Genomic DNA, 24,991 nt, shown 5'->3' on the forward strand with positions numbered 1-24,991 from the left:
GGGAACCCGCATGCACGTGATCGTTCTCGGCGCCGGCGTGATCGGCGTCACCACTGCCTGGCACCTGCGCGAAGCAGGCTGCGACGTCACCGTGATCGAACGCGAGGCCGATGTCGCGCAAGCGACGAGCCTCGGCAACGCGGGCGTGATCGCGCCCGGCTACGTGACGCCGTGGGCCGCGCCGGGGATGCCCGGCAAGATCCTCAAATACCTGTTCAAGCCTGCGTCGCCGCTGATCTTCCGGCCGACGCTCGATGCCGCGCAGTGGCGCTGGATCGCGCGCTGGCTACGCGAATGCGAGTTCGAGCGGTTCCGCGTGAACAAGCAGCGGATGCAGCGCATCGCGTATTACAGCCGCGCGTGCCTGCATGCGTTTCGCGACCGTCATCCGTTCGACTATGGTGCGAGCCGCGGCTACCTGCAGTTGCTGCGCGGCGCATTCGACGTCGAGATGGTGCAACCGGCGCTGAAGGTGCTGCGCGACGCCGGCATCGCGTTTCGCGAACTCGACGCCGCCGGCTGCACCGCGATCGAGCCCGGCTTGCGCTGGGCGCGACAGGCGCCCGTCGGCGGCATCTACCTGCCCGACGACGAAGCCGGCGATTGCGCGCGCTTCACGCGCGAACTGAGGGCGCTGTGCGAAGCGAACGGCGTGACGTTCCGATTCCGCACCGCGATTCATGCGCTCGACGTCGCGGGCGGCAAGGTGCGCGGCGTGCGAGTAGGCGCGGCCGGAACGGATGGCCGCGCGCCGTGCGATGAAGGCGCGGGCACCGGCTTGCGTGACGGGGGGCAGCCCAGCCGCCCGGCGCCGGACCGCGCCGCGTCGGCCGGAACCCTGCCGCGCGACGGGCTGCTTGCGGCCGACGCGATCGTGGTCGCGCTCGGCGTCGACAGTGCCGCCCTGCTGCGGCCGCATGGCATCGACGTGCCGCTGTATCCGGTGAAAGGCTACTCGGCGACGCTCACGGTCGTCGACGACGAAAAGGCGCCGCGCGCCGCGCTGATGGACGAATCGCTGAAGACGGCGATCACGCGCTTCGGCCCGACACTGCGCGTCGCGGGCACCGCGGAACTCGGCAACCGGCACGCGGCGCTGCGGCAGCAGGCGCTCGATACGCTGATGAAGGTGCTCGACGACTGGTTCCCGCACGCGGCCGAGCGCGCGTCCGCCCGCTTCTGGGTCGGCCGCCGCCCGATGACGCCCGACGGGCCGCCGTTGCTGGGGGCGAGCCGCATCGACGGACTGTGGCTGAACGTCGGTCACGGGTCGACCGGCTGGGCGATGTCGATGGGATCGGGGAAGGTGCTCGCGGATCTCGTCACGGGGCGGGAGCCGGAGATCGATTTGTCGGGGCTGACGCTCGCGCGCTACGAGCGCTAGGCAGGACGCCGGGCGACGTGCGCGGCACGATGCAAAGCGGCACGTCTGCATCCGAAACGATCGGGAGGGCGACCGGTCTCAACGATTCGCCGGACGCGCCGGGGCGGCTCAACCCGTCGCCGCGTCGTCCGCCCGCGCAATCGGCGCCGACACGATCGGCCGGTGCGACACGCCTTCGTGCGACAACCGGCTTTCGAACAGCGTGAGCGCGTCGAACCGCAGCGTGACGGCACGCCCCACCGCACCGCCGTGCGCCGGCTGGCCGACCGCGTCGTGCGGCAGCCGCGCGAGCGTCACGTGCGGCCGGAACGGCCGCCGATCGGCCGGCACCCCGAGTTCGCGCAGCAGCGCCGCGAGCCCGGCATTCAGCGCGACGCAAGCGGCGTCGGCCGCAAGTTCCGCAACGATCAGCCTCGCGCGCGGCAGGCTGGGCCACCACGCGATCCGCTCGACCGGCAACGACGGCAACGCATGCGCGGCCGCGAGCGCGGGCAGGTGCGCGGCCAGCGCGTCGCACCGTTCCCGCTCGATCGCGCCGACGAACGCGAGCGTCATGTGCAGTTGCGCGGGCAGCGTGCGCCGCGCGCCACGGGTGACCGGCAACGCGTGCAGCGCGTCGCGCGACGCCGTATCGGGCATCAGCGCGACGAACGCACGGAGCCGGTCTCCATTCATGACTCGCTCACGGCCGCCCGCGGCGCGTTCGATGCATCGGCCGACGCCGGACGCTGCGGCAGCGGACCGTGTTCGCCCCACACATCGCCCGGCAGCACGCGCGCGAGTTCGGGGATCGTGTTGCGCGTGAACACCGGATCGGTAACACCCGCCGCGCGCTGGCGGCGATAGTCGGCCCACGCGGCGTGCGCGTACTTGCCGAGCGCGAGGATCGCGATCAGGTTGATGATCGCCATCAGCCCCATGCTCGTATCGGCCATCGCCCACACGAGCGGCAGTTGCCCGACGCTGCCGAACATCACCATGCCGAGCACCGCGACGCGGAACAGCGGCAGCACGCCGCGCCGCTTCGTGATGAATTCGACGTTGCCTTCCGCATACGCGTAGTTGCCGATCACCGACGAATACGCGAAGAAGAAGATCGCGAACGCCATGTAGATGCCCCCCCAGTCGCCGACGTGGCTCGCGATCGAGCGCTGCGTGAGCGCCGCGCCTTCCATGCCGGTACCGAGCTCGTACTGGCCCGACAGCAGGATCACGAAGGCCGTCGCACTGCAGATCACGATCGTGTCGACGAACACGCCGAGCATCTGGATCAACCCCTGCACCACCGGATGGCGCGTGCTGGCGGTCGCCGCCGCATTCGGCGCGCTGCCCATGCCGGCCTCGTTCGAGAACAGCCCGCGCTTCACGCCCATCGCGACCGCCTGGCTGACGGCATAGCCCGTCAGCCCGCCCGCCGCCTGCTCGAGGCCGAACGCGCTTTTCACGATCAGCGCGATCACGCCCGGCACCAGCGCGATGTGCGTCGCGACCGCATAGACCGCGAGCGCGAGATAACCGATCGCCATCACGGGCACGATCACCTGCGCGACCGCCGCGATCCGGCGGATGCCGCCGAAGATGATCGGCGCGGTCAGCAGCACGAGCCCGAGACCGACGCTCGCGCGGCTCCAGCCGAACGACGTGTCGAACGCGTCGGCGATCGCATTGGCCTGCACCGCGTTGAACACGAAGCCGAACGCGAGGATCAGCGACAGCGAGAACAGCACGCCGAAGCCGCGCGAGCGCAGGCCCGTCTGGATGTAGTACGCGGGGCCGCCGCGATAGCTGCCGTCCGCGTGCGACACCTTGAAGATCTGCGCGAGCGTGGCCTCGACGAACGCGGACGACATCCCGACGAGCGCCGTCATCCACATCCAGAAGATCGCGCCCGGCCCGCCGACCGTCAGCGCGACCGCGACGCCGGCGATGTTGCCGGTGCCGACGCGGCTCGCGAGCCCGGTCGCGAACGCCTGGAACGACGAGATGCTGCCCGGCTCGCCCTTGCTGCCGACCAGCTTGATGCTGAGGAACAGCGCCTTCAGCTGGATCATCCGGAATCGCAGCGTGAACCACATGCCCACGCCGAGCAGCAGTGCGATCAGCACGTAATTCCACAACACGCCGTTGACGGCGTCGACCAGCCCTTGCACGAATGCTTCCATCCAGAGTCCTTGTAAATAGCGTCAGTCATGTGCGACGACCGCGAACGCGGCCCGAGGGGCGACATGATATGACAGTTTTCAAGGATTATTACAAAACGAAAGAAATTGAGATGATGAAAAATCAAGGCCGGATGTCGTCAGGTTAGACGACGCTTCGTGAAAATGCGGCGGTAGCGAGGCGATGACCCTTCCGGTCCAGGCTGTTGGCTGGCGCGTGCGCCTGACATGAAAATCCGGACGTCGCAATGTCTTGCGGGCACGCGGGGCCGACACGCGATTTGGGACAGGTGCGCTGGCAGGCCTCCGCCGGCGCCGGGCATTCTGCTGCCGGGGTTACCCCTCCCGTTGTTCATCCCGCATTGAGAGCGCCATGATTTCCAGAATCGTACGCGGATGGTTCCGGCTGGTTCTCCGGGTGGTGACCGTAACGATCTGCATCTACGCGCTCCTATTTTTCGTCGTCGCGACTTCCCGATATGAGCGGACCGAGGGCAGTTGCCCCGACATGGCTGTCGATACGCTACGAAAAACGGTCGAGATCCGCCTCCTCAAGGAGCATGGAATACGGCCGGACAGCCTCCGGTTCGACGGCGCGCCGCAGTATCACGCGTGGAAGCTGGGTGTGTGGGAATTGCCGCTGCGCGTCGACGAAATCCGATACACCGCGATGATCGACTGCAACGAGCAGCTTGCAAGCTACGGACGAACCGTCGATCCGCTGGGCGCCCCGACCGGACAAGCCCACGATCGTCCACCGCTTCGGAAATAAAAAAACCGGGCACCCTCTCGGACGCCCGGCTTTCGTCGAAACCCGCTTGCGCGATTCAGCTCAGCGCGGCAGTTCCGAATGCCCCATCAGGTACGCATCGACCGAGCGCGCGCACTGGCGGCCCTCGCGGATCGCCCACACCACGAGCGACTGGCCGCGCCGCATGTCGCCTGCCGCGAACACCTTGTCGACCGACGTGTAGTACGAACGATCGCCTTCGGTCGCCGCACGCGCGTTGCCGCGCGCATCCTTCGCGACGCCGAATGCGTCGAGCACCGGCGCGGCCGGCTGCGTGAAGCCCATCGCCAGCAGCACGAGATCGGCCTTCATTTCGAACTCGGAACCCGGCACTTCCTGCATCTTGCCGTCCTTCCACTCGACGCGCACCGCGATCAGCTTCTCGACCTTGCCGTTCTTGCCTTCGAGACGCTTCGTCGCGACCGCCCAGTCGCGCTCGCAGCCTTCCTCGTGCGACGACGACGTGCGCAGCTTGATCGGCCAGTACGGCCACACGAGCGGCTTGTTCTCCTCTTCCGGCGGCTGCGGCAGCAGTTCGAACTGCGTGACCTGCTTCGCGCCGTGACGGTTCGACGTGCCGACGCAGTCCGAACCCGTATCGCCGCCGCCGATCACGATCACGTGCTTGCCCTTCGCGAGCAGTTGGTCGACCAGCTTGTCGCCGGCGTTCACGCGGTTCTGCTGCGGCAGGAAGTCCATCGCGAAATGAACGCCCGCGAGCTCGCGGCCCGGCACCGGCAGGTCGCGCGGCGTTTCCGAACCGCCGGCGATCACGACTGCATCGAATTCTTCCTTCAGCGTGTCCGGCGAAATGGTTTCCTTCGCGAGGCTGCCGATCGACTCGGGCAGCGGATCCTTGCCGATGAACACGCTCGTGCGGAACGTCACGCCTTCCGCTTCCATCTGGCGCATGCGCCGGTCGATCAGCCACTTCTCGAGCTTGAAATCAGGGATCCCGTAACGCAGCAGGCCGCCGATGCGGTCGTTCTTCTCGAACACCGTCACGTCGTGGCCGGCCCGCGCGAGCTGCTGCGCGGCGGCGAGGCCCGCGGGGCCCGAACCGACGATCGCGACCTTCTTGCCGGTCTTGTGCTCGGCCGGCAGCGGCTTCACCCAGCCTTCCGCCCAGGCCTTGTCGATGATCGCGTGCTCGATCGACTTGATGCCGACCGGGTCGTCGTTGATCCCGAGCGTGCAGGCCGCCTCGCACGGCGCCGGGCAGATGCGGCCCGTGAACTCGGGGAAGTTGTTGGTCGAATGCAGGACTTCGATCGCCTGCTGCCAGTCCTGGCGGTAAACGAGATCGTTGAAGTCGGGAATGATGTTGTTGACCGGGCAGCCGTTGTTGCAGAACGGGATGCCGCAATCCATGCAGCGCGCGCCCTGGATCTTCGCGTCCGCGTCGGTCAGCGCCGCGACGAATTCCTTGTAGTGCTTCACGCGCGTGAGCGGTGCTTCGTACGCCTCGTGGCGGCGTTCGAACTCCAGAAAACCGGTTGCCTTGCCCATAAGGTGCTCTTCTGTTCGGTGTATCGGGTGGGGGAGCCGCGCGCGGCCGTCAGGCGCGCGCGGCATTCGCTATGTCGTTCGTCGCTCAGGCGGCCAGCACTTCCTTCGCCGCCTTCTTCGCACCGATCTCGCCCAGCGCGCGCTTGTATTCGTGCGGGAACACCTTCACGAACTGGCGGCGCGCCGCGTCCCAGTTTTCCAGCAGCGACTTCGCCCGCGGCGAACCCGTGAACTGGAAATGACGCTCGACGAGCCCCTTGAGCAGCGCTTCGTCGGTCGTGCCTTCGTGCCAGAGCGCGCGGTCGACCGTGCGCTCCTGCTCGGCCTGCTGCAGCACCGGATCGAGCGCGACCATCGACTTGTTGCACTTCGCCGCGAACGTGCCTTCCGGATCGTAGATGTACGCGATGCCGCCCGACATGCCGGCCGCGAAGTTGCGGCCCGTCTCGCCGAGCACGACGACCGTGCCGCCCGTCATGTATTCGCAACCGTGGTCGCCCGTGCCTTCGACGACCGCCGTCGCGCCCGAGTTACGCACGCAGAAGCGCTCGCCCGCGACGCCGCGGAAGAAGGCTTCGCCTTCGATCGCGCCGTACATCACCGTGTTGCCGCAGATGATGTTTTCTTCGGACTTGCCGCGGAAGTCGTTGGTCGGACGGATGATGATCCGGCCGCCCGACAGGCCCTTGCCGACGTAGTCGTTGCCGTCGCCGACGAGGTCGAGCGTCACGCCCTTCGCGAGGAACGCGCCGAAGCTCTGGCCGGCCGTGCCCTTCAGCTGGATGTGCACCGCGTCGTCGGCCAGGCCGTCGTGGCCGTGCTTCTTCGCGATCACGCCCGACAGCATCGCGCCGACCGTCCGGTTCACGTTGCGCACCGGCTGGATGAACGACACATGCTCGCCGTTCTCGATCGCGGCCTTCGCCTTTTCGATCAGCACGTGGTCGAGCGCGCGCTCGAGGCCGTGATCCTGCACGTCGACGTGACGCCGTGCGACGTCCTCGCATTCTTCCGGCTGGTAGAACACGCGCGAGAAGTCGAGGCCCTTCGCCTTCCAGTGCTCGATGCCCTTGCGCGTATCGAGCAGGTCGGCGCGGCCGATCAGGTCGTCGAACTTCGCGATGCCGAGCTGCGCCATGATCTCGCGCACTTCCTCGGCGACGAAGAAGAAGTAGTTCACGACGTGCTCGGGCTGGCCCTTGAACTTCGCACGCAGCACCGGATCCTGCGTCGCGACGCCGACCGGGCACGTGTTCAGGTGGCACTTGCGCATCATGATGCAGCCCTCGACGACGAGCGGCGCCGTCGCGAAGCCGAATTCGTCCGCGCCGAGCAGCGCGCCGATCACGACGTCGCGGCCGGTCTTCATCTGGCCGTCGGCCTGCACGCGGATACGGCCGCGCAGGCGGTTCAGCACCAGCGTCTGCTGCGTTTCGGCGAGGCCGAGTTCCCACGGCGTGCCCGCATGCTTCACCGACGACAGCGGCGACGCGCCCGTGCCGCCGTCATGGCCGGCGATCACGACGTGGTCGGCCTTCGCCTTCGCGACACCGGCCGCGACCGTGCCCACGCCCACTTCCGACACGAGCTTCACCGAGATGCTCGCCACCGGGTTCACGTTCTTCAGGTCGTGGATCAGTTGCGCCAGATCCTCGATCGAGTAGATGTCGTGGTGCGGCGGCGGCGAGATCAGGCCGACGCCCGGCACCGAGTAACGCAGCTTGCCGATGTAGTCGGACACCTTGTGGCCCGGCAGTTGGCCGCCTTCGCCCGGCTTCGCGCCCTGCGCCATCTTGATCTGGATCTGGTCGGCCGATGCGAGGTACTCGGCGGTGACGCCGAAGCGGCCCGACGCGACCTGCTTGATCTTCGAGCGCAGCGAGTCGCCGTCCTTCAGCGGAATGTCGCTGACGATCTCGTCGCCGATCACCGACTTCAGCGTCTCGCCCGACTTGATCGGAATGCCGCGCAGTTCATTGCGGTAGCGCTTCTGGTCCTCGCCGCCTTCGCCGGTGTTCGACTTGCCGCCGATCCGGTTCATCGCGACCGCGAGCGTCGCGTGCGCTTCGGTGCTGATCGAACCGAGCGACATCGCGCCCGTCGCGAAGCGCTTGACGATCTCCTTCGCCGGCTCGACGTCGTCGATCGGGATCGCCTTGGTCGGCTCGACCTTGAACTCGAACAGGCCGCGGAACGTCATGTGACGCTTGGTCTGGTCGTTGATCAGGTGCGCGTATTCCTTGTACGTCTGGTACGAGTTGCTGCGCGTCGCGTGCTGCAGCTTCGCGATCGAATCCGGCGTCCACATGTGGTCTTCGCCGCGCACGCGATACGCGTACTCGCCGCCCGCGTCGAGCATGTCGCGCAGGACCGGACTGTCGCCGAACGCGTCGCGGTGCAGGCGGATCGCTTCTTCCGCGACTTCGAACAGGCCGATGCCGCCGACCTTCGACGCCGTGCCCTTGAAGTACTTCTCGACGAGGTCGCTCGACAGGCCGAGCGCTTCGAAGATCTGTGCGCCGGTGTACGACATGTACGTCGAGATGCCCATCTTCGACATCACCTTCTGCAGGCCCTTGCCGACCGCCTTCGTGAAGTTGTAGATGGCCTTCTCCGGCGACAGGTCGCCCGGCAGGCCTTCCGCCATCTTCGCGAGCGTTTCCATCGCGAGGTACGGGTGCACGGCTTCCGCGCCGTAGCCCGCGAGCAGCGCGAAGTGGTGCGTCTCGCGCGCGGAGCCCGTCTCGACGACGAGGCCCGTGCTCGTGCGCAGCCCTTGCTGGACGAGGTGCGTGTGGATCGCCGACGTGGCGAGCAGCGCCGGAATCGCGACGTGCTCGGCGTCGGTCTTGCGGTCCGACACGATCAGGATGTTGTAGCCCGACTTCACCGCGTCGACGGCTTCGGCGCACAGCGACGCGAGGCGCGCCTCGATGCCCTCCTTGCCCCACGCCACCGGGTAGCAGATGTTCAGCTCGTACGCGCTGAACTTGCCGCCCGTGTACTGGTCGATCGCGCGGATCTTCGCGATGTCCTTGAAGTCGAGCACCGGCTGCGACACTTCGAGACGCATCGGCGGGTTGATGTTGTTCGTGTCGAGCAGGTTCGGCTTCGGGCCGATGAACGACACGAGCGACATCACCATGTTCTCGCGGATCGGGTCGATCGGCGGGTTGGTGACTTGTGCGAACAGCTGCTTGAAGTAGTGATAGAGCGTCTTGTTCTTGTTCGACATCACCGCGAGCGGCGAGTCGTTGCCCATCGAGCCGACGGCCTCTTCGCCCTGCTGCGCCATCGGCGCCATCAGGAACTTCAGGTCTTCCTGCGTATAGCCGAACGCCTGCTGGCGATCGAGCAGCGCGGCGCCCTGCGTGCGGCCGGCCGCGACTTCCTCGGCCTTCGGCTCGATTTCGTCGAGCTTGATGCGCACCGCGTCGATCCAGCTCTTGTACGGCTTCGCGTTCGCGAGGTTGTCCTTGAGCTCCTTGTCGTCGATGATGCGGCCGTGCTCCATGTCGATCAGGAACATCTTGCCCGGCTGCAGACGCCACTTCTTGACGATCTTCGATTCGGGGATCGGCAGCGTGCCGGCTTCCGACGCCATGATGACGAGGTCGTCATCGGTCACGATATAGCGCGCGGGGCGCAGGCCGTTACGGTCGAGCGTCGCGCCGATCTGACGGCCGTCGGTGAACGCGATCGCGGCCGGGCCGTCCCACGGCTCCATCATCGCGGCGTGGTATTCGTAGAACGCGCGGCGGTTCTCGTCCATCAGCGTGTGCTGTTCCCACGCTTCCGGGATCATCATCATCACCGCGTGCACGAGCGGGTAGCCGGCCATCACCAGCAGTTCGAGACAGTTGTCGAACGAGGCGGTATCCGACTGGCCCGGGTAGATCAGCGGCCACAGCTTCGGCAGATCGTCGGCGAGCACGTGCGACGCGATCGCGCCGGTACGCGCGTTCAGCCAGTTCACGTTGCCCTTCACGGTGTTGATCTCGCCGTTGTGCGCGATCATCCGGTACGGGTGAGCCAGCTCCCACGCCGGGAACGTGTTGGTCGAGAAGCGCTGGTGCACGAGCGCGAGCGCCGACACGACGCGCGGATCCTGCAGGTCGCGGTAATACACGCCGACCTGGCCCGCCAGCAGCAGCCCCTTGTAGACGACCGTGCGCGCCGACATCGACGGCACGAAGTATTCCTTGCCGTGCTTGAGCTTCAGCGCCTGGATGCGGTGGCTCGCCGTCTTGCGGATCACGTACAGCTTCCGCTCGAGCGCGTCCGTCACCATGATGTCCTTGCCGCGGCCGATGAAGATCTGGCGGATCAGCGGCTCGCTCGCCTTCACCGTCGGCGAGATCGGCATCGCATGGTCGACCGGCACGTCGCGCCAGCCGAGCACGACCTGGCCTTCGGCCTTCACCGTACGCTCGAGTTCCTGCTCGCACGCGAGACGCGATGCGTTCTCCTTCGGCAAGAAGATCATCCCGACCCCGTATTCGCCGGCCGGCGGCAGATTCACGCCCTGCTTCGCCATTTCCTCGCGATAGAACGCGTCCGGAATCTGGATCAGGATGCCCGCGCCGTCGCCCATCAGCGGATCGGCGCCGACCGCGCCGCGGTGATCGAGGTTCTCCAGAATCTTCAGACCCTGCTGAATGATCTCGTGGCTCTTCTTGCCCTTGATGTGAGCGACGAAGCCGACGCCGCAGGCGTCGTGTTCGTTTTGCGGGTCGTACAGACCTTGTGCGGCGGGCACCGCGGCGAGCGGCTGCTGGTGGTCGTTCATGGGGACACCGTCGTAAAGGGGGCCTGGAGGCCGTTGAACCGTTTTCTTGTTGCCATCGATCCCGCTCCCGACGGGAGACGGCGCGGCCGACAGTGGTTGGGCAGGCTGCGCCCGGGCCACCGGAATTCGGAATATACGCGACGAATCAAGGGAATAGCAACAAAAACCGCTTGATCGAACCCCAATTAAATGAATGCCTTGATATGGCGCCGTTTTATTGGGGCCGTATCGTTTTGGTGCAAAAAGAAGCGGCGCCCGCAGCGCCGCTTCTGGCCCGCCTTTCCGGCCTTATTGCTGGATCGGCGGCGTGTTCTCGCGCACCTTTCTGGGGCGCCCACGCGGCAACGGCGACACGCGCCGGTTCGCGGTACGCGCCGCCCACTCGCGGTAATTCTCGCCGCCGAGCACCCAGCCTTTCAGCGTCGCCTGCTGCAACTGGTCGGCCTGCCGCTCGTCGAGCGGTTGCTCGCACAGCTCCTTGTACGCGCGCTGGCGGTCGAACGGCGTATTGCCGAGCGCCCAGTAGAGCGGATGGTCGGTGATCAGGCTGTCGACGGTGAGCCCGACGTGATGCCGGTAGCTCGACCACCGATAGGCCTCGGGCGTCGCGACGAGCTGCGAGCGCACCGGGCTCATCTCGACTACGCGGCTCGCGAGCAGGAAATAGCGCTCGCCTTCGATCACCGTCGCGCGATAGCGGCCTTCCCACAGGGTGCCGCGCCGCGAATAGCGCCGGTTGAAATGCGCGACGTAGCGACGGCCGACGGCTTGCATCGCCTTCGGCAGACTCGCCTCGTCGCTCGGCGTCACGAGAAGTTGCACCTGGCGCGGCAGCAGCACGTAGGCATGCACCGACAGGTGATGATCGCGTGCGGCGGCCTTCAGGCAATCTATGAAGAGTTCGTAGTCCTGGTCGTCGACGAACGCGGGTTGCTGATCCAGGCCGCGCAGTATCACGTGCTGCGGCTGGTCGGGAACGTAGAGTCGTGCTAACCGTGCCATGCTGAATGTCCGTTTGAACGCGTTAGGAAATACCCGGAGGTCCGAAATTGCGCACCTGCGTAGAATGCCCGTCCCTGCGGCGCGCGTAAGCGTACGGTCGTGCGAATCCTAGGGAGAAAACTCTAACTTACGAGCTTGTTTGGTTTTAAACGCAGTCGTCATAATGAGCACGCCTTTGATCGGAGGAGACACAATGAAACGAAAACTGGCCATTACGGGGGCCGTAGCGCTCGCATTCGCGGGCGGTACGGCACATGCACAATCCGCAGGCGATTTCTACGTCAGCACCGGCTGGTTCCACCTTTCGCCGCAGGACAGCAGCGACCCGCTGTTCGTCTACGGCGTAGGCGGCACGCCCATCAACCAGTCGGTTCCCAACACCGGCGCCGGTATCAACGACGCCGACACGCTCGGGCTCGCAACGGGCTACTTCATCACCGACCATATCTCCACCGAGCTCGTGATGGGGATACCGCCGAAGTTCGACATTACCGGCAAGGGTCAGTTCGAAAGATTCGGCGTACTCGGCCGCGCGTACCAGTGGAGTCCTGCCGTATTGCTTCGCTACCACTTCAACGACGCCAATGCGAAGTTCCGTCCGTATGTCGGCGTCGGCGCGACGTACGTCTGGTTCACCGGCGCCAAGATCACCAACGGCGCGTTCGAGAACGGCGTGCTCGGCGGCCCGACCAGCGCCACGACGAGCAATCAGTGGGCGCCCGTCTTCAACGCCGGCTTCACGTACAACTTCACGAAACACTGGTTCGCGGGCCTGTCGCTCTCGTACATCCCCGTCAGCGTGACCGCGACCTTCACGACGGCCCGCCGCACGCCGGTCGGGACGCTGACGGAAACGTCGAAGGCCCACATCTCGCTGAACCCGATCGTCACGTACCTGAACGTCGGCTACCGTTTCTAAGCGTAGTCGAATATTTGGGGAATGGTTAATTCTGCTGCAATTTGTAGCGGATTTTTCGTGGCGTAACGTCTCCACGATGCAAAACGCCCCGGCGGGAATCCCGTCGGGGCGTCGTTTTTTCGCGTCGGGCCCGTCCCGGGCAAGGGTTTTACCGGACGCCGCCGCAGCTGCGACCGCCGCCGTGGCCGTCAGACGACGTCGATATCGTCCAGTGCATCGGGCGCGATCAGGTCGATGCGGTCCGTGCAGACCGCGTCGACGCCCCAGCGCGCCAACTCGCGCGCCCGTTCGAGGTCGTTCACCGTGTAAACCAGGATGCGCAGCCCGGCAGCCTTGATCGCGCGCACGAGCGGTTCGTCGAGGCGGGTGTGGTCTGCATGCAACGACACGCAGCCGAGCGCGTCGACGACCTGCGCATGCCAGTCGTCCGGCACGATTTCGTAGAGCATTCCGCGCGGCAGCGCCGGCGCGGACGCGCGCGCCTGTTGCAGTGCGTCGAACGAGAACGACGACAGCAGCGGCGCCACGGCGGCATCGCGCCAGTACGCGGCCGCGTCGGCCGCCACGCGCCGCCCCGTTTCGCGCTCGCGCCCCGGGCACGGCTTGATCTCGACGTTCGCGGCCAGCCCGTGCGCGATGCAGCGCGCCGCCGCGGCCTCGAGCGTCGGCATCCGTTCGCCCGCGAAGCGCGCATCGCGCCACGCGCCCGCGTCGAGCGCGGCCAGCGTCGCATAACGCATGCCCGCCGCCGCTCCGTGGCCGTTCGACGTCCGGTCGACCGTGTCGTCGTGCAGCAGGAACGTCACGTCGTCGGCCGACAGCTTCGCGTCGAACTCGACCATCCGGTGACCGCGCCGCGCGCCCTCGTCGAGCCCGGCAAGCGTGTTCTCCGGCGCGAGCGTGCCGCCGCCGCGATGGGCGACGACGCGCGGATAGGGCCAGTCGGTGCGGATCGTCATCGTCGGTCTCCCGGCAGTCGGACAGTTTCAGCCGGCGCGCTTGCCGGTTTCGGGATCGAAGAAATGCAGCCGGTGCGCGGGCAACGCCGCCGCCAGCGCCGTGCCACGCGCGGGGCGGTCCGCGTGCGGCAGGCGCACCGCGACGTCGTGATTGCCCCAGCGGCCGTGCGCGAGATTGTCCGCGCCGAGCAGCTCGCACGAATCGACCGGCAGCGTCGCCTGCGCGACGCCCGGCTGCGGCGTCATGTGTTCGGGACGCACGCCGAGCACCCAGTCGCGCCCGGTGGCGATCTCGCTGCCGATGCCGGGCGCGCCGGCGACCGGCAGCGCGGGGCCGCCACCCGCGACCGTGAAAGTCGCGCCGTCTTCCGACAGCCGGCCGTGCATCAGGTTCATCGCGGGCGAGCCGATGAAGCCCGCGACGAACACGGTCGCCGGCTTCTCGTACACGTCGACCGGCGCGCCGATCTGCTCCGCGTAGCCGCGGTTCATCACGATCACCCGCTGCGCGAGCGTCATCGCTTCGATCTGGTCGTGCGTCACGTATACGCTCGTCGTCGCGAGTCGCGCGTGCAGCCGCTGGATTTCGAGCCGCATCTGCACGCGCAGCTTCGCGTCGAGGTTCGACAACGGCTCGTCGAACAGGAACACCGACGGCTCGCGCACGATCGCGCGCCCCATCGCAACGCGCTGCCGCTGGCCGCCCGACAACTCGCGCGGCCGCCGCGCGAGCAGCGGCTCGAGCTCGAGAATCTTCGCGGCCGCGGCCACCCGCGAATCGATCGTCGCGCGCTCGATGCCGCGAATCTTCAGCCCGTAGCCCATGTTCTGCGCGACCGTCATGTGCGGGTACAGCGCGTAGTTCTGGAACACCATCGCGATGTCGCGATCCTTCGGCTCCAGCGTGTTGACGACCCGGTCGCCGATCGCGATCTCGCCGTCCGTCACCGACTCGAGCCCCGCGATCATCCGCAACAACGTCGACTTGCCGCAGCCCGACGGGCCGACCAGCACGATGAATTCGCCGTCGGCGATCTCCACGTCGATGCCGTGCAGCACGTGCTGCTTGCCGTCGTAGGATTTCCTGACGCCCTTCAAGCTCAGTGCAGCCATACCTGGTCCTTCTCCCGGAGTTACCGTCGGTCGTTCATTTCTCGGAATCGACGAGGCCGCGCACGAACCAGCGCTGCATCGCCAGCACGACGACGAGCGGCGGAATCATCGCCAGCAGCGTCGCCGCCATCACGTATTGCCATTCGGTCGCGGCGTCGCCGCTCGCGATCATCGTCTTGATGCCGACCACCGCCGTCGACAGCGACGCTTCCGTCGTGATCAGGATCGGCCACAGATACTGGTTCCAGCCGTAGATGAACGTGATCACGAACAGCGCGGCGATGCTCGTCTTCGAAAGCGGCAGCACGACATCCCAGAAGAAGCGCAGCGGCCCCGCGCCGTCGATACGCGCCGCATCCATCAGCTCGTCGGGCAGCGTCATGAAGAACTGCCGGAACAGGAACGTCGCGGTCGCCGATGCGATCAGCGGCATCGCGAGCCCCGCATAGGTGTTCGTCAGATGCAGTGTCGACACGACCTGCACGGTCGGGAAGATCCGCACTTCCACCGGCAGCATCAGCGTGACGAAGATCAGCCAGAACGCCGTGTTGCGAAACGGGAAGCGGAAATAGACGATCGCGTACGCGGACAGGATCGACACCGCGATCTTGCCGACCGCGATCCCGAGCGCCATCGCGAAGCTGTTCACGAGCAGGCGCCCGAACGGCGCCGTCGTGCCGCCGCTGCCGTGCCCCCAGATGTATGCGACGTTCTCGAACAGGTGCGTGCTCGGCACGAGCGACAGCGGCACCGTGAACACTTCCTGCGCATTCATCGTCGCCGCGCAGAACGCGACGTAGACGGGAAACACGATCAGGACGACACCGGCGATCAGCACCGCGTGGCAGAACAGGTCGAAGCCCTTGCGATTCTCGATCATGCGTATTGCACCCTGCGTTCGACGAAGCGGAACTGGATCACCGTGAGCCCCACGACGATGATCATCAGCACGACCGACTGCGCGCCCGAGCTGCCGATGTCGAGCCCCTGGAAGCCTTCCGCGAAGATCTTGTAGATCAGCGTCCTGGTGCTCTGCGCCGGGCCGCCGCCGGTGGCCGCGTCGATCACCGGGAAGGTGTCGAAGAACGCGTAGACGAGGTTCACGACCAGCAGGAAGAAACTCGTCGGCGACAGCAGCGGCAGCACGATGTTGAAGAAGCGCCGCACCGGCCCCGCGCCGTCGATCGCCGCCGCCTCGATCAGCGAGCGCGGGATCGCCTGCAGCCCCGCGTAGAAGAACAGGAAGTTGTAGCTCACCTGCTTCCATACCGACGCCAGCACGACGAGAAACATCGCCTGACCGCCGTTCAGCGCATGGTTCCACACGATGCCGCCCTTCGCGAGCGCATACGTGATCAGGCCGATGCTCGGGTTGAACAGGAACGCCCACAGCACGGCCGCGATCGTCGGCGCGACCGCGTACGGCCAGATCAGCAGCGTGCGGTACGCGCGCGCGCCGCGGATCACGCGGTCGGCGCATGCGGCGAGCAGCAGCGACACGACGAGCCCGCTCACCGTGACGAGCGAACTGAACACGAGCGTCGTGCGGAACGAATCGAGATACAGCGGATCGGCGAACAGGTGCGCGAAGTTCGCGAAGCCGACGAACTCGCTCGACGTGCCGAACGCGTCCTGCATCTGCGTGGACTGCCACAGCGCGACGCCGGCCGGCCACAGGAAGAACACGGCGGTGATCGCGAGCTGCGGCGCGATCAGCAGGTACGGCACCGGGCTCGTACCGAAACGGGAACGGGATTGCATCGCGGGTGTCCGGTCAGGCGAAACGGAAGGGAAGCCGTGCCGCCGGACGGCACGCGCTGACGCGCGGCGCCGCCGGCGGCACGAACGCGATGCGTGCTCAGCCGCCCGACTTCTCGAAGCGGCGCAGCAGTTCGTCGCCGCGCGAGGCGGCCGAATCGAGCGCGTCCTTCGGTGACTTCTTCTGCGCCCAGACCTGTTCGAACTCCTCGTCGACGATCGTGCGGATCTGCGGCATGTTGCCCAGCCGCAGCCCCTTCGTGTACGGCAGCGGCGGCTTGTTCAACATCTGCTTGATCGCGGTTTCGGCGCTCGGGTTCTTCGCGTAGAAGCCCTGCTGGCGCGTCAGGTCGTACGCGGCGGTCGTGACCGGCAGGTAGCCCGTATCCTGGTGCCACTTCGCGGCGACGGCAGGCGTGGCCAGGTACGCGAGGAATTTCGCGACGCCCTTGTAGGTCGCCGGATCCTTGCCGGCCAGCACCCACAGGCTCGCGCCGCCGATGATCGCGTTCTGCGGCGCGCCCTTCACGTCCGCATCGTACGGCAGCATCCCCGTGCCGTAGCTGAACTTCGCGAATTTCTGCACGTTCGCGAGCGCCCCCGACGACGTCGTCAGGATCCCGCAGTCGCCGCTGTAGAACTTCGCCGACGCTTCATCCTTGCGGCCCGCGTACGTGAACGTGCCGTCCTTCGCCATCTGCTGCAGGAACGCGATATGCGCGATCTGCTGCGGCTTGTTGAACTCGAGCACCGCGTCCGTACCGTCGAAGCCGTTGTTGCGGCTCGCGAACGGCAGCCCGTGCCACGCGCTGTAGTTTTCGAGCTGGATCCAGCCCTGCCAGCCGGTCGTGAAGCCGCAGGCCATCCCCGACTTGCGCAGCTTCTCGGCATCCGCCTTCACGTCGGCCCACGTCTTCGGCGGCTGGTTCGGATCGAGGCCCGCCTTCTTGAACGCGTCCTTGTTGTAGTACAGCACCGGCGTCGAGCTGTTGAACGGCATCGAGACCAGGTGGCCCGTCTTCGCGTCGCTGTAGTAGCTCGCGACGGTCGGCACGAATGCCTTTTCGTCGAGCGTCACGCCGGCCTGCTTGAACACGTCGTAGACGGGCACGACCGCCTTCTTCGCCTGCATCATCGTCGCCGTGCCGACTTCATACACCTGCAGGATCGCCGGCGCGTTGCCGCTGCGATAGGCCGCAATGCCGGCCGCGAGCGCCTGGTCGTAGGTGCCCTTGAAGACCGGCACGATCTTGTAGTCGCTTTGCGACGCGTTGAACTGGTCGGCGATCGCATTGACCCGCTCGCCGAGCGCGGCCTCCATCGCATGCCAGAACTGGATTTCCGTCGCGGCGAGCGCGACGTGCTGCGCCCCGAACATCAACGCGCCGCCGAGCGCGATCGACCGAACCAGTGTCCCCGCAGGCTTCTTCTTCATCGACCTCTCCTATGAAAACGTTACCAACAGCGTGTGCAACATTCCCGTCGCCATTGAACCGGCGAAGTCTAGTGATCGTTTGTGACAGTCAGTTGTCGTTGACGACGAACAGGCGCTGGTATTCCTTCAGCGCGAAGCGGTCGGTCATACCGGCGATGTAATGCGCGACGAGACGCGGCTGCTGCGCCGCGTCGTCGGACTGGTACGGCGGCGGCAGCAGGCGCGGATCGTCGATGAACGCATCGAACAACCCCGTGACGACGCGTTGCGCCTTGCTCGCCATGCGCATCACCTTGTAGTGGCGATACAGGTTCTTGAAGAGGAAGCGCTTGAGGGCGGCCGCCTGCGCGGCGACCTCGGGGCTGTGCGACACGAGCGGCGGTGCGTCGCGCACGTCGTCGAGCGACGCAGGCGCGACGCGCACGAGATTGCGCGTCGTCTCGTCGATCAGATCGACGATCAGCGTGTTGATGATGCGGCGCACCGTCTCGTGCACGAGACGGCGGCCTTCGAGATGCGGGAATTCGGCGAGCGCCGCTTCGTAGTGACGCTGCCACAGCTCGACTTCCGCGAGCTGCTCGATCGTGATCAGCCCGGAGCGCAGGCCGTCGTCGACGTCGTGGTTGTTGTACGCGATTTCATCGGCGATGTTCGCGAGCTGCGCTTCGAGCGACGGCTGGCGGCCTTGCAGGAAGCGCTCGCCGAGCGCGCCGAGCTTGCGCGCATTCTCGCGCGAACAGTGCTTCAGAATGCCTTCGCGCGTCTCGAAGCACAGGTTCAATCCGTTGAACGCGCCGTAGTGCTCCTCGAGCTCGTCGACCACGGCGAGGCTTTGCAGGTTGTGCTCGAAGCCGCCGTGCTCGCGCATGCACGCATTCAGCGCGTCCTGCCCGGCATGACCGAACGGCGTATGGCCGAGATCGTGCGCGAGCGAGATCGCTTCGACGAGATCCTCGTTCAGGCGCAGGTTGCGCGCGACCGAGCGCGCGATTTGCGCGACTTCGAGGCTGTGCGTGAGGCGTGTGCGGAACAGGTCGCCTTCGTGATTGACGAAGACCTGCGTCTTGTATTCGAGCCGGCGAAACGCGGTCGAATGGACGATGCGGTCGCGATCGCGCTGGAATTCGGTGCGCGCCGCCGGCGGGGTTTCCGGATGGCGGCGGCCACGCGACTGCGACGCGTGTGCGGCATACGGAGCGAGATGGGCTTCCAGCGCCGCCAGCGTCGGCGGCTCGGCCACCGGCGCGGCGCAGGCGCGGCCGGCTTCGGGCAGTGTGCGGCTGGATGTCTCGCTCACGTCTCCTCCATGTCAAGGCGCCGGCACATCCGGGCCACCGTTAGTGGGTCGTCTGCGCCAGTGTAGCGAATACCGCTTCGTCCGGCGCCTGCGTGATCAGCGTATCGCCGAATCGCTTCAGCAGGATGAACTTGATCGCGCCGGACTCGGCCTTCTTGTCGACGCGCATCAGGTCCATGTAGCGCGCGTCGCCGAGCGCAGGCCCGCGGGTCGGCAGATGCGCGGCCGCGATCACCGCATCGAGGCGCTGCCGCGACGCTTCGTCGAAGAGACCGAGCCGCACCGACAGGTCGCCCGCCATCACCATCCCGCAGCCGACCGCCTCGCCGTGCAGCCATTCGCCGTAGCCGAGCCCGGCCTCGATCGCATGGCCGAACGTGTGGCCGAAATTCAGAATCGCGCGCAGGCCGCCTTCGCGCTCGTCGGCCGCGACGACGCTCGCCTTGATCTCGCACGAACGCTTCACCGCATGCGCGAGCGCAGCCGGCTCGCGACGGTTCAGCGCACCGACGTTCGCCTCGATCCAGTCGAAGAACCCGGCATCGGCGATTGCGCCCGTCTTGATGACTTCGGCGACGCCCGCCGCCAGTTCGCGATCGGGCAGCGTCGTCAGCGCGCCGATGTCCGCGATCACGGCCTGCGGCTGGTAGAACGCGCCGATCATGTTCTTGCCAAGCGGGTGATTGATGCCCGTCTTGCCGCCGACCGACGAATCGACCTGCGACAGCAGCGTCGTCGGCACCTGGATGAACGGCACGCCACGCATGTAGCACGCGGCGGCAAAACCCGTCATGTCGCCGACCACGCCGCCGCCGAGCGCGACGAGCGTCGTCTTGCGATCCGCGTGCTCCGTGAGCAGGCCGTCGAAGATCAGGTTCAGCGTTTCCCAGTTCTTGTACGCCTCGCCGTCCGGCAGCACGACCGTCGACACGCGCTTGCCGAGTGGCGCGAGCGCCGCGCGCAGCGCGTCGCCGTAGAGCGGATCGACCGTCGTGTTCGTGACGATCGTGACGGACGAACCCTTGACGTGGGGAGCGAACAGCTCGGTGCGGCCGATCAGGCCGGCGCCAATATGAATCGGATAGGCGCGGTCGCCCAGATCGACGTTGACAGTAATCATGCTTGTAGCGGCTTGGCGACGACGCCGGCCAGTTCGAGTTGCATCAGCACCATGTTGACGAGACCGTTGACCGACGGACGGCCGGTCTCGATGACGAAATCCGCGCATTCGCGGTACAGCGGGTCGCGCACTTCGTACAGCGCTTCGAGACGCCCCTTCGGATCTTCCGTCTGCAACAGCGGGCGGTTCTTGTCCTTGCGCGTGCGCAGCCACAGATCGTGCGGATTGGCGCGCAGGTAGACGACGATGCCGTTGGTTTTCAGGCTGTCGCGATTTTCCGGGCGCAGCACCGCACCGCCGCCCGTCGCGAGCACGATGTTCTCGCGCTGCGCGAGATCGGCGATGACCTGCGTTTCGCGATCGCGAAACCCGGCCTCGCCCTCCAGTTCGAAGATCACCGGAATGCGCGCGCCCGTACGGGCCTCGATTTCGTGGTCGGAGTCGAAGAACGTCCTGTCGAGACGACGCGCGACCGCACGGCCCACGGTGGTCTTACCCGCTCCCATAAGGCCGACGAAAAATACGTTTGCATGTGGGTCCCGCGCTTGCAACGGCTTCCTCTGCTTCAATCTTGCTGGTGTGTGGCGCAGCTTACTGGCAAAGCGGCTGCCTTGTCGAGCCTGCGCCGCCGGCTTCCGGCCCTGTTTTCTCGGCGTCCACGTCGCCCGTGTCGGATGCGCCGCAACGCGCCTCGACGACGGTCGGCGTGATGAAGACGACCAGTTCGTTGCGTTGATCGCGCTGCGCGCGGTGCCGGAAAAGCGCGCCCAGAAACGGTATTCTGCCCAAGAGCGGCACGCGCGTCACATCGTTCCGGTTCAGTTGTTCATAGATGCCGCCGATCGCGACCGTCCCGCCATTCTCGACCTCGACACGCGTCTGCACGTGCTTCGTATGGATGGCAGGGCCGGCCGCGGTCGGCTCGCCGACGCTGTCCTTGGTCACGTCGAGATCGAGCACCACGCGCCCGTCCGGCGTGATCTGCGGCTCGACCTCCAGCTTGAGCGTCGCGCGACGGAACTGCACGCCGCTCATGCCATTGCCGACCTTCGCCTGGTACGGCAGTTCGGAACCCTGTTCGACGATGGCCTTGACGCGGTCCGCCGTCACTACCCGCGGACGCGAAACGATCTGGCCCCGACCCTGTGCCTCGAGCGCACTCAGCTCGATGTCGAGTACGCGGCTGAGCGGCGCGGCAAACAGCGTGAAGCCGGCAGTCGCCGTGTCGAAACCGCCGAGCGGCCGCGCGGCGAGATCCAGCGCGTTGCGCGCATCCGCCGTGAATGACGCGCCCTCGGCCGACGACGGCCGTCCCTGCGCACGCAGCGCGACGCGCGCGCCAAGGTTGCGCGAGAAACCCTGCTCGCCCTCGACGATGCGGGCCTCGATGCGGACCTGCCGCGACGGCCGGTCGATCGCGTCGATCAGGGCCGCGATCTGAGCGAGGCGCGGCGCGAGATCGGTCACGAACAGCAGGTTCGTGCGCGGATCGGCCGCCGCGGCGCCACGCTTCGACAGCAGACGCTGGCCGGTCGCGCCGGCCAGCAGCCGTTGCACGTCCTGCGCGCGCGGATAGTGCAGCGCGAACGTACGGCTCGCGAGCGGCTCCAGATCGGCGGCCCGCGCATGCATTTCGAAGCGCTCGCGTTCGCGCGCAGCCAGTTCGGCTGCCGGCGTGACCCAGATCACGTTGCCGCGCCGGGACATCGCGAGCCCGTGCGTGTCGAGCAGCGTGTCGAACGCTTCGCGCCAGCGGACATTGTTCAGACGTAACGTCACCGTGCCGCGCACCTGCTCGCCGACGACGATATTGAGCCCCGTGAACCGCGCGATCGCGTCGAACGCAGCCGCGAGCCCGGCGCCCTGCAGATTCAGCGAGATCCGCCGCGCGTCGTCGGCATCGCCGGGTTGCCACGCCGCGGCGTCGCTCATTCGGGCCGGCGGCGCCAGCGGGATCGGCGGCCCCTCGAGCGTGGAAAGCGGTGGGGCGGTTTCCGTCTGCAGCGCCGCACGCGCGGCCTGATCGAACGGCGAGGGGCCGGCGTCCTCCGCTACCGCGCCGTCCACGCCGTCAGCCACGCGCAACGGCTGCGACAAGCCCGGCACCGACACCTCCGTCGACCCGGCCGGCCAGACCGCCGGCAGCGGCGGCAGCGGCGGCAGCGGCGGCAGCGGCGGCAGCGGCGGTAACGGCGGTAACGGCGGTAACGACGCGCCGGCGTTAGCCGCCGTCACGCCGGCCCAGACGACAAACACCCAACAGCCGTGTTTCGTCATGGCCGGCCTCCGTCGTCCAGGACGAGCCGCTGCGATCCGTCTGCCGTTGCAAGCGTCACGGCAGCGCGATCGACACGCACCACGCGCGCAGCCCCCAGCACCTCGCCAGGCGCGACGGCCGTGAACACGCCGTCGCCGTCGTCGAACAACGCGAGACCGGTACGCGCATCGCGAATCGTGCCGGCAAGGCGGGCTGCGCGCCCCGCCGCTTCGGTCGGGCCAGCCTCGCCGAACGGATCGGCGTCGGACGCAGCGGCGCGAACCGGCGTGTCGGCCGCCGCGGCGGTTGCTGCCGGCAGCGCCGGAAACACGTCGACGGACATATCCACGCGCGCCGCCGACATGCCACGCTCGATACGCAGCGCCGACGGTACGGCCAACACCGGGAAGCGCGCCAGCCCGCCGACCATATGCACCAGCGCGCGAAAACCGCCATCCGCGACGATGCGCACGGTGCGCCGGCCGTCCGGTGCCGCGCCATCGGCGCGCTGCGGTTCGATCGACACGCCCTGCAGCCCGCTCGATGCAGCGAGGTCGGCCAGCTCCAGCATCAACTCGGCCCATTCCGGCACATGCGGCAAGCGATCGTCGCGCGTCGACGCACGATGCCCGTCGCGCCGCTGTCCGGCGGAAGCGAGCACGCGTTGCGCGTCGGCCGCACGCGCCTGCGCTGCGGCGAGCAACGCGCGACTATGTGCCAGGCCGCTCCAGTCGGCCGTATTCGCCAGATGAATGCCGCCTGCCAACACGGCGCCGAATGCCAGCACGCAACCCGCGGCATGCATGGCCGCCGGCGACACGTGCGGCATGCGGCCCGGCCCGGCGCCTGAGCGCAGCGCCGGCCAACGCACGAGCGCCGTCATGCGCCACCTCCCGGCACCGTCCGCGACGACATCGCGTCGTGCCAGCGCAACTGCACCGAGAACTGGAACGGCATCCCGGCCGCGGCAGCCGGCGCATCCGACGCAGGCTTCAACGTCTCTATATCGATCCACCAGTCGCGCTGCTCGCGCGCCATCGCGGCGAGCCACCGCGCAGCCGCCCGGTAACTCGCGGCGCGCGCGTCGAGCACGGCGCCGGTCGTCGTCATGCGCAGTGCGTCGAGCCGGATATGATCGGCGCGCACCTGCTTCAGGGTCACCAGCAACCCTGTCACGCGCCGGTAAGGCGCGGCCAGCGCAGCCGCCTGCGCTTCGCGCTGCGCGATGGCGGCGGCGGCGTGGGCGGCGTGCGTCGCAACAGCCACTTGTGGCTGGAACTGCCGCAACCGTGCCTCCACGCCGGCGCGCTCGGCGTCCACCCGCCATCGCGATAACACAGCAGCGCCCGTCCACACGCCGGCGCCGAGCACGCCGAGCAGGATCGCCACACCGCACTGCGCGGCCCGACGACGCCGCAACGCCTGCGCCAATCGTTCGCGGTACGGCAGCAGGTTGAAGTCGCCGAATACCGCCCGTACCGCCTGCTCGGCCGCCACCGCCCCGCCTCCGTTTGCCGCCACGTGATCGGCCATCATTCCGACACCCCGCGCAACGCCAGCCCGAATGCAACGGCAAACGCCGGGCCGCCCGGCATGCCGGCGCGCGCGCACGGCTGGCCGTCCCAGCCCGTGCAGTCGAACGGGACCACTGCCGTGCCGAGCACATCGCCAATCCCGGCGACGGACGTATCGAAGCGGGCGATACATCGCTCGTCCCCGGCGACGAATACGCACCGCACGGCCCCGAGCACGCGACGGCGCAATGCATCGGGAAGTGCCTCCGGCAACGTGCCGGACAGTGTGAGCGCCGGGGTGATCGACGGGCCATCGATTCGCCAGCCGCGCACGCCCGCGTCGCAGAACCAGAGCGCGGCGTAGGCGCCCTGGGCGTCGAGTTCGAACTGCGCGGCATAGCGCAGCGCGCGCAGCACGGCGGCCGACTCGCCGTCGATCACCGTCAGGTCGATACCGGCCTGGGCGGCCACGTCGATCCGCCGCTCGAGCAGCGCCAGCGGCGCCACCGCCACCGCGATCTCGCCGGACCGCGCGCCGCCGTAGTGCCGCCAATCGAACGCGAGACTGTCCGGCGCCAGCCCCGAGATGCGCTCGGCCGCCTGCCGCGCGGCGTCCGGGATATCGCCGCGCCCGGCCAGATCGAGCGTCGCGGTACGCATCTCTTCGTCGTGCAGCGCCATCACGCCGCGCGCGTCGCACCGCACATCGGACGCCGACAGCCGCGCCACGGCCGCCGCCAGCGACCGCGCGACCGCCGCCCATCGCGCGTCTTCCGGCCCGTCCGCCAATCCGACCGGTTCCCGCTCGAGCCCCTCGACGCGCACATCCGCGTCCCGGCCGCGCCGACTCAGCACGGCCACCCTTACTTCGTGCGCACCGACGTCGATTCCCGTCGACCGGTGCCTGCCCTGTGCAAACCGCGCCACCCATCGTCCTGCCATCCCAGCCTCCCGAGATCGTCGCGGCCCACGCCGCGTTTCCGAGA

At 67.5% G+C, this 24,991-nt stretch carries 20 protein-coding genes; 3 read left to right on the plus strand and 17 right to left on the minus strand.

Annotated elements, in window-relative coordinates; all coding sequences use genetic code 11:
- Positions 1-10 precede the first annotated feature (10 nt).
- Entirely contained in the window at positions 11-1,384 is a 1,374-nt protein-coding gene (locus WT24_RS04460) for a D-amino acid dehydrogenase (RefSeq protein ID WP_060031503.1), read from the plus strand.
- A gap of 108 nt (positions 1,385-1,492) precedes the next feature.
- On the opposite strand, the gene thpR is transcribed toward WT24_RS04460, so the two are convergent.
- Positions 1,493-2,059: an RNA 2',3'-cyclic phosphodiesterase gene (gene thpR, locus WT24_RS04465; protein ID WP_060031505.1), complete on the minus strand. Its 567-nt coding sequence runs from the start codon at positions 2,057-2,059 to the stop codon at positions 1,493-1,495.
- On the minus strand, positions 2,056-3,546 hold the full coding sequence (locus WT24_RS04470) for a sodium:alanine symporter family protein (protein WP_059499751.1): 1,491 nt from the start codon (positions 3,544-3,546) through the stop codon (positions 2,056-2,058). The genes thpR and WT24_RS04470 overlap by 4 nt, the downstream gene beginning before the upstream one ends.
- Before the next feature lie 370 nt (positions 3,547-3,916).
- Between WT24_RS04470 and WT24_RS04475 the strand changes: the two genes are divergently transcribed.
- Positions 3,917-4,315 (plus strand): hypothetical protein, encoded by a 399-nt coding sequence (locus WT24_RS04475; protein WP_060031508.1) that lies wholly within the window; start codon positions 3,917-3,919, stop codon positions 4,313-4,315.
- A 60-nt stretch (positions 4,316-4,375) separates the two neighbouring features.
- On the opposite strand, the gene WT24_RS04480 is transcribed toward WT24_RS04475, so the two are convergent.
- The 3 genes from WT24_RS04480 to WT24_RS04490 all read right to left on the minus strand — a co-directional run bounded on the left by WT24_RS04480 (position 4,376) and on the right by WT24_RS04490 (position 11,633).
- Positions 4,376-5,842: a glutamate synthase subunit beta gene (locus WT24_RS04480; protein ID WP_034209758.1), complete on the minus strand. Its 1,467-nt coding sequence runs from the start codon at positions 5,840-5,842 to the stop codon at positions 4,376-4,378.
- A gap of 85 nt (positions 5,843-5,927) precedes the next feature.
- Complete coding sequence (locus WT24_RS04485) at positions 5,928-10,631, minus strand: glutamate synthase-related protein (protein ID WP_059795128.1); 4,704 nt, start codon at positions 10,629-10,631, stop codon at positions 5,928-5,930.
- A gap of 288 nt (positions 10,632-10,919) precedes the next feature.
- Positions 10,920-11,633, minus strand: a complete 714-nt coding sequence (locus tag WT24_RS04490; RefSeq protein WP_027783329.1) for a transposase — start codon at positions 11,631-11,633, stop codon at positions 10,920-10,922.
- Between the two features lie 193 nt (positions 11,634-11,826).
- Between WT24_RS04490 and WT24_RS04495 the strand changes: the two genes are divergently transcribed.
- Positions 11,827-12,552: an OmpW family protein gene (locus tag WT24_RS04495; protein WP_060031512.1), complete on the plus strand. Its 726-nt coding sequence runs from the start codon at positions 11,827-11,829 to the stop codon at positions 12,550-12,552.
- Between the two features lie 188 nt (positions 12,553-12,740).
- Here the strand turns inward: WT24_RS04495 and ugpQ are convergent, their stop codons facing one another.
- The 12 genes from ugpQ to WT24_RS04555 form a co-directional block, all read right to left on the minus strand.
- Positions 12,741-13,511: a glycerophosphodiester phosphodiesterase gene (gene ugpQ, locus WT24_RS04500; protein ID WP_060031515.1), complete on the minus strand. Its 771-nt coding sequence runs from the start codon at positions 13,509-13,511 to the stop codon at positions 12,741-12,743.
- A gap of 27 nt (positions 13,512-13,538) precedes the next feature.
- Entirely contained in the window at positions 13,539-14,624 is a 1,086-nt protein-coding gene (locus tag WT24_RS04505) for a sn-glycerol-3-phosphate import ATP-binding protein UgpC (protein ID WP_059795125.1), read from the minus strand.
- Between the two features lie 34 nt (positions 14,625-14,658).
- The gene (gene ugpE, locus WT24_RS04510; RefSeq protein WP_034209753.1) at positions 14,659-15,504 is read right to left on the minus strand and encodes a sn-glycerol-3-phosphate ABC transporter permease UgpE; all 846 of its coding nucleotides are present in this window, start codon (positions 15,502-15,504) and stop codon (positions 14,659-14,661) included.
- Entirely contained in the window at positions 15,501-16,385 is an 885-nt protein-coding gene (gene ugpA, locus WT24_RS04515; RefSeq protein ID WP_059795123.1) for a sn-glycerol-3-phosphate ABC transporter permease UgpA, read from the minus strand. The genes ugpE and ugpA overlap by 4 nt, the downstream gene beginning before the upstream one ends.
- A gap of 97 nt (positions 16,386-16,482) precedes the next feature.
- Positions 16,483-17,817 carry a sn-glycerol-3-phosphate ABC transporter substrate-binding protein UgpB gene (gene ugpB / locus WT24_RS04520; RefSeq protein ID WP_060031518.1) on the minus strand — a complete coding sequence of 445 codons (1,335 nt, stop codon included), beginning with the start codon at positions 17,815-17,817 and terminating at the stop codon, positions 16,483-16,485.
- Between the two features lie 88 nt (positions 17,818-17,905).
- Positions 17,906-19,114, minus strand: a complete 1,209-nt coding sequence (locus WT24_RS04525) for a deoxyguanosinetriphosphate triphosphohydrolase (RefSeq protein WP_060031521.1) — start codon at positions 19,112-19,114, stop codon at positions 17,906-17,908.
- Between the two features lie 40 nt (positions 19,115-19,154).
- Positions 19,155-20,234, minus strand: a complete 1,080-nt coding sequence (gene aroB, locus WT24_RS04530; protein WP_059499759.1) for a 3-dehydroquinate synthase — start codon at positions 20,232-20,234, stop codon at positions 19,155-19,157.
- Positions 20,231-20,785, minus strand: coding sequence for a shikimate kinase (locus WT24_RS04535; protein WP_059499760.1), 555 nt, complete (start codon positions 20,783-20,785; stop codon positions 20,231-20,233). Before WT24_RS04535 ends, aroB begins: the two co-directional genes overlap by 4 nt.
- Before the next feature lie 40 nt (positions 20,786-20,825).
- On the minus strand, positions 20,826-22,511 hold the full coding sequence (locus WT24_RS04540; RefSeq protein ID WP_060031524.1) for a type IV pilus secretin PilQ: 1,686 nt from the start codon (positions 22,509-22,511) through the stop codon (positions 20,826-20,828).
- On the minus strand, positions 22,508-23,374 hold the full coding sequence (locus WT24_RS04545; protein WP_060031525.1) for a hypothetical protein: 867 nt from the start codon (positions 23,372-23,374) through the stop codon (positions 22,508-22,510). Before WT24_RS04545 ends, WT24_RS04540 begins: the two co-directional genes overlap by 4 nt.
- Positions 23,371-24,024 carry a hypothetical protein gene (locus WT24_RS04550; protein ID WP_060031528.1) on the minus strand — a complete coding sequence of 218 codons (654 nt, stop codon included), beginning with the start codon at positions 24,022-24,024 and terminating at the stop codon, positions 23,371-23,373. The genes WT24_RS04545 and WT24_RS04550 overlap by 4 nt, the downstream gene beginning before the upstream one ends.
- Positions 24,024-24,947: a hypothetical protein gene (locus tag WT24_RS04555; protein ID WP_060031531.1), complete on the minus strand. Its 924-nt coding sequence runs from the start codon at positions 24,945-24,947 to the stop codon at positions 24,024-24,026. The genes WT24_RS04550 and WT24_RS04555 overlap by 1 nt, the downstream gene beginning before the upstream one ends.
- Positions 24,948-24,991: the final 44 nt, after the last annotated feature.

The sequence above is a fragment of the Burkholderia sp. MSMB1078WGS genome, from assembly GCF_001528895.1.
Taxonomy (GTDB): Bacteria; Pseudomonadota; Gammaproteobacteria; order Burkholderiales; family Burkholderiaceae; genus Burkholderia.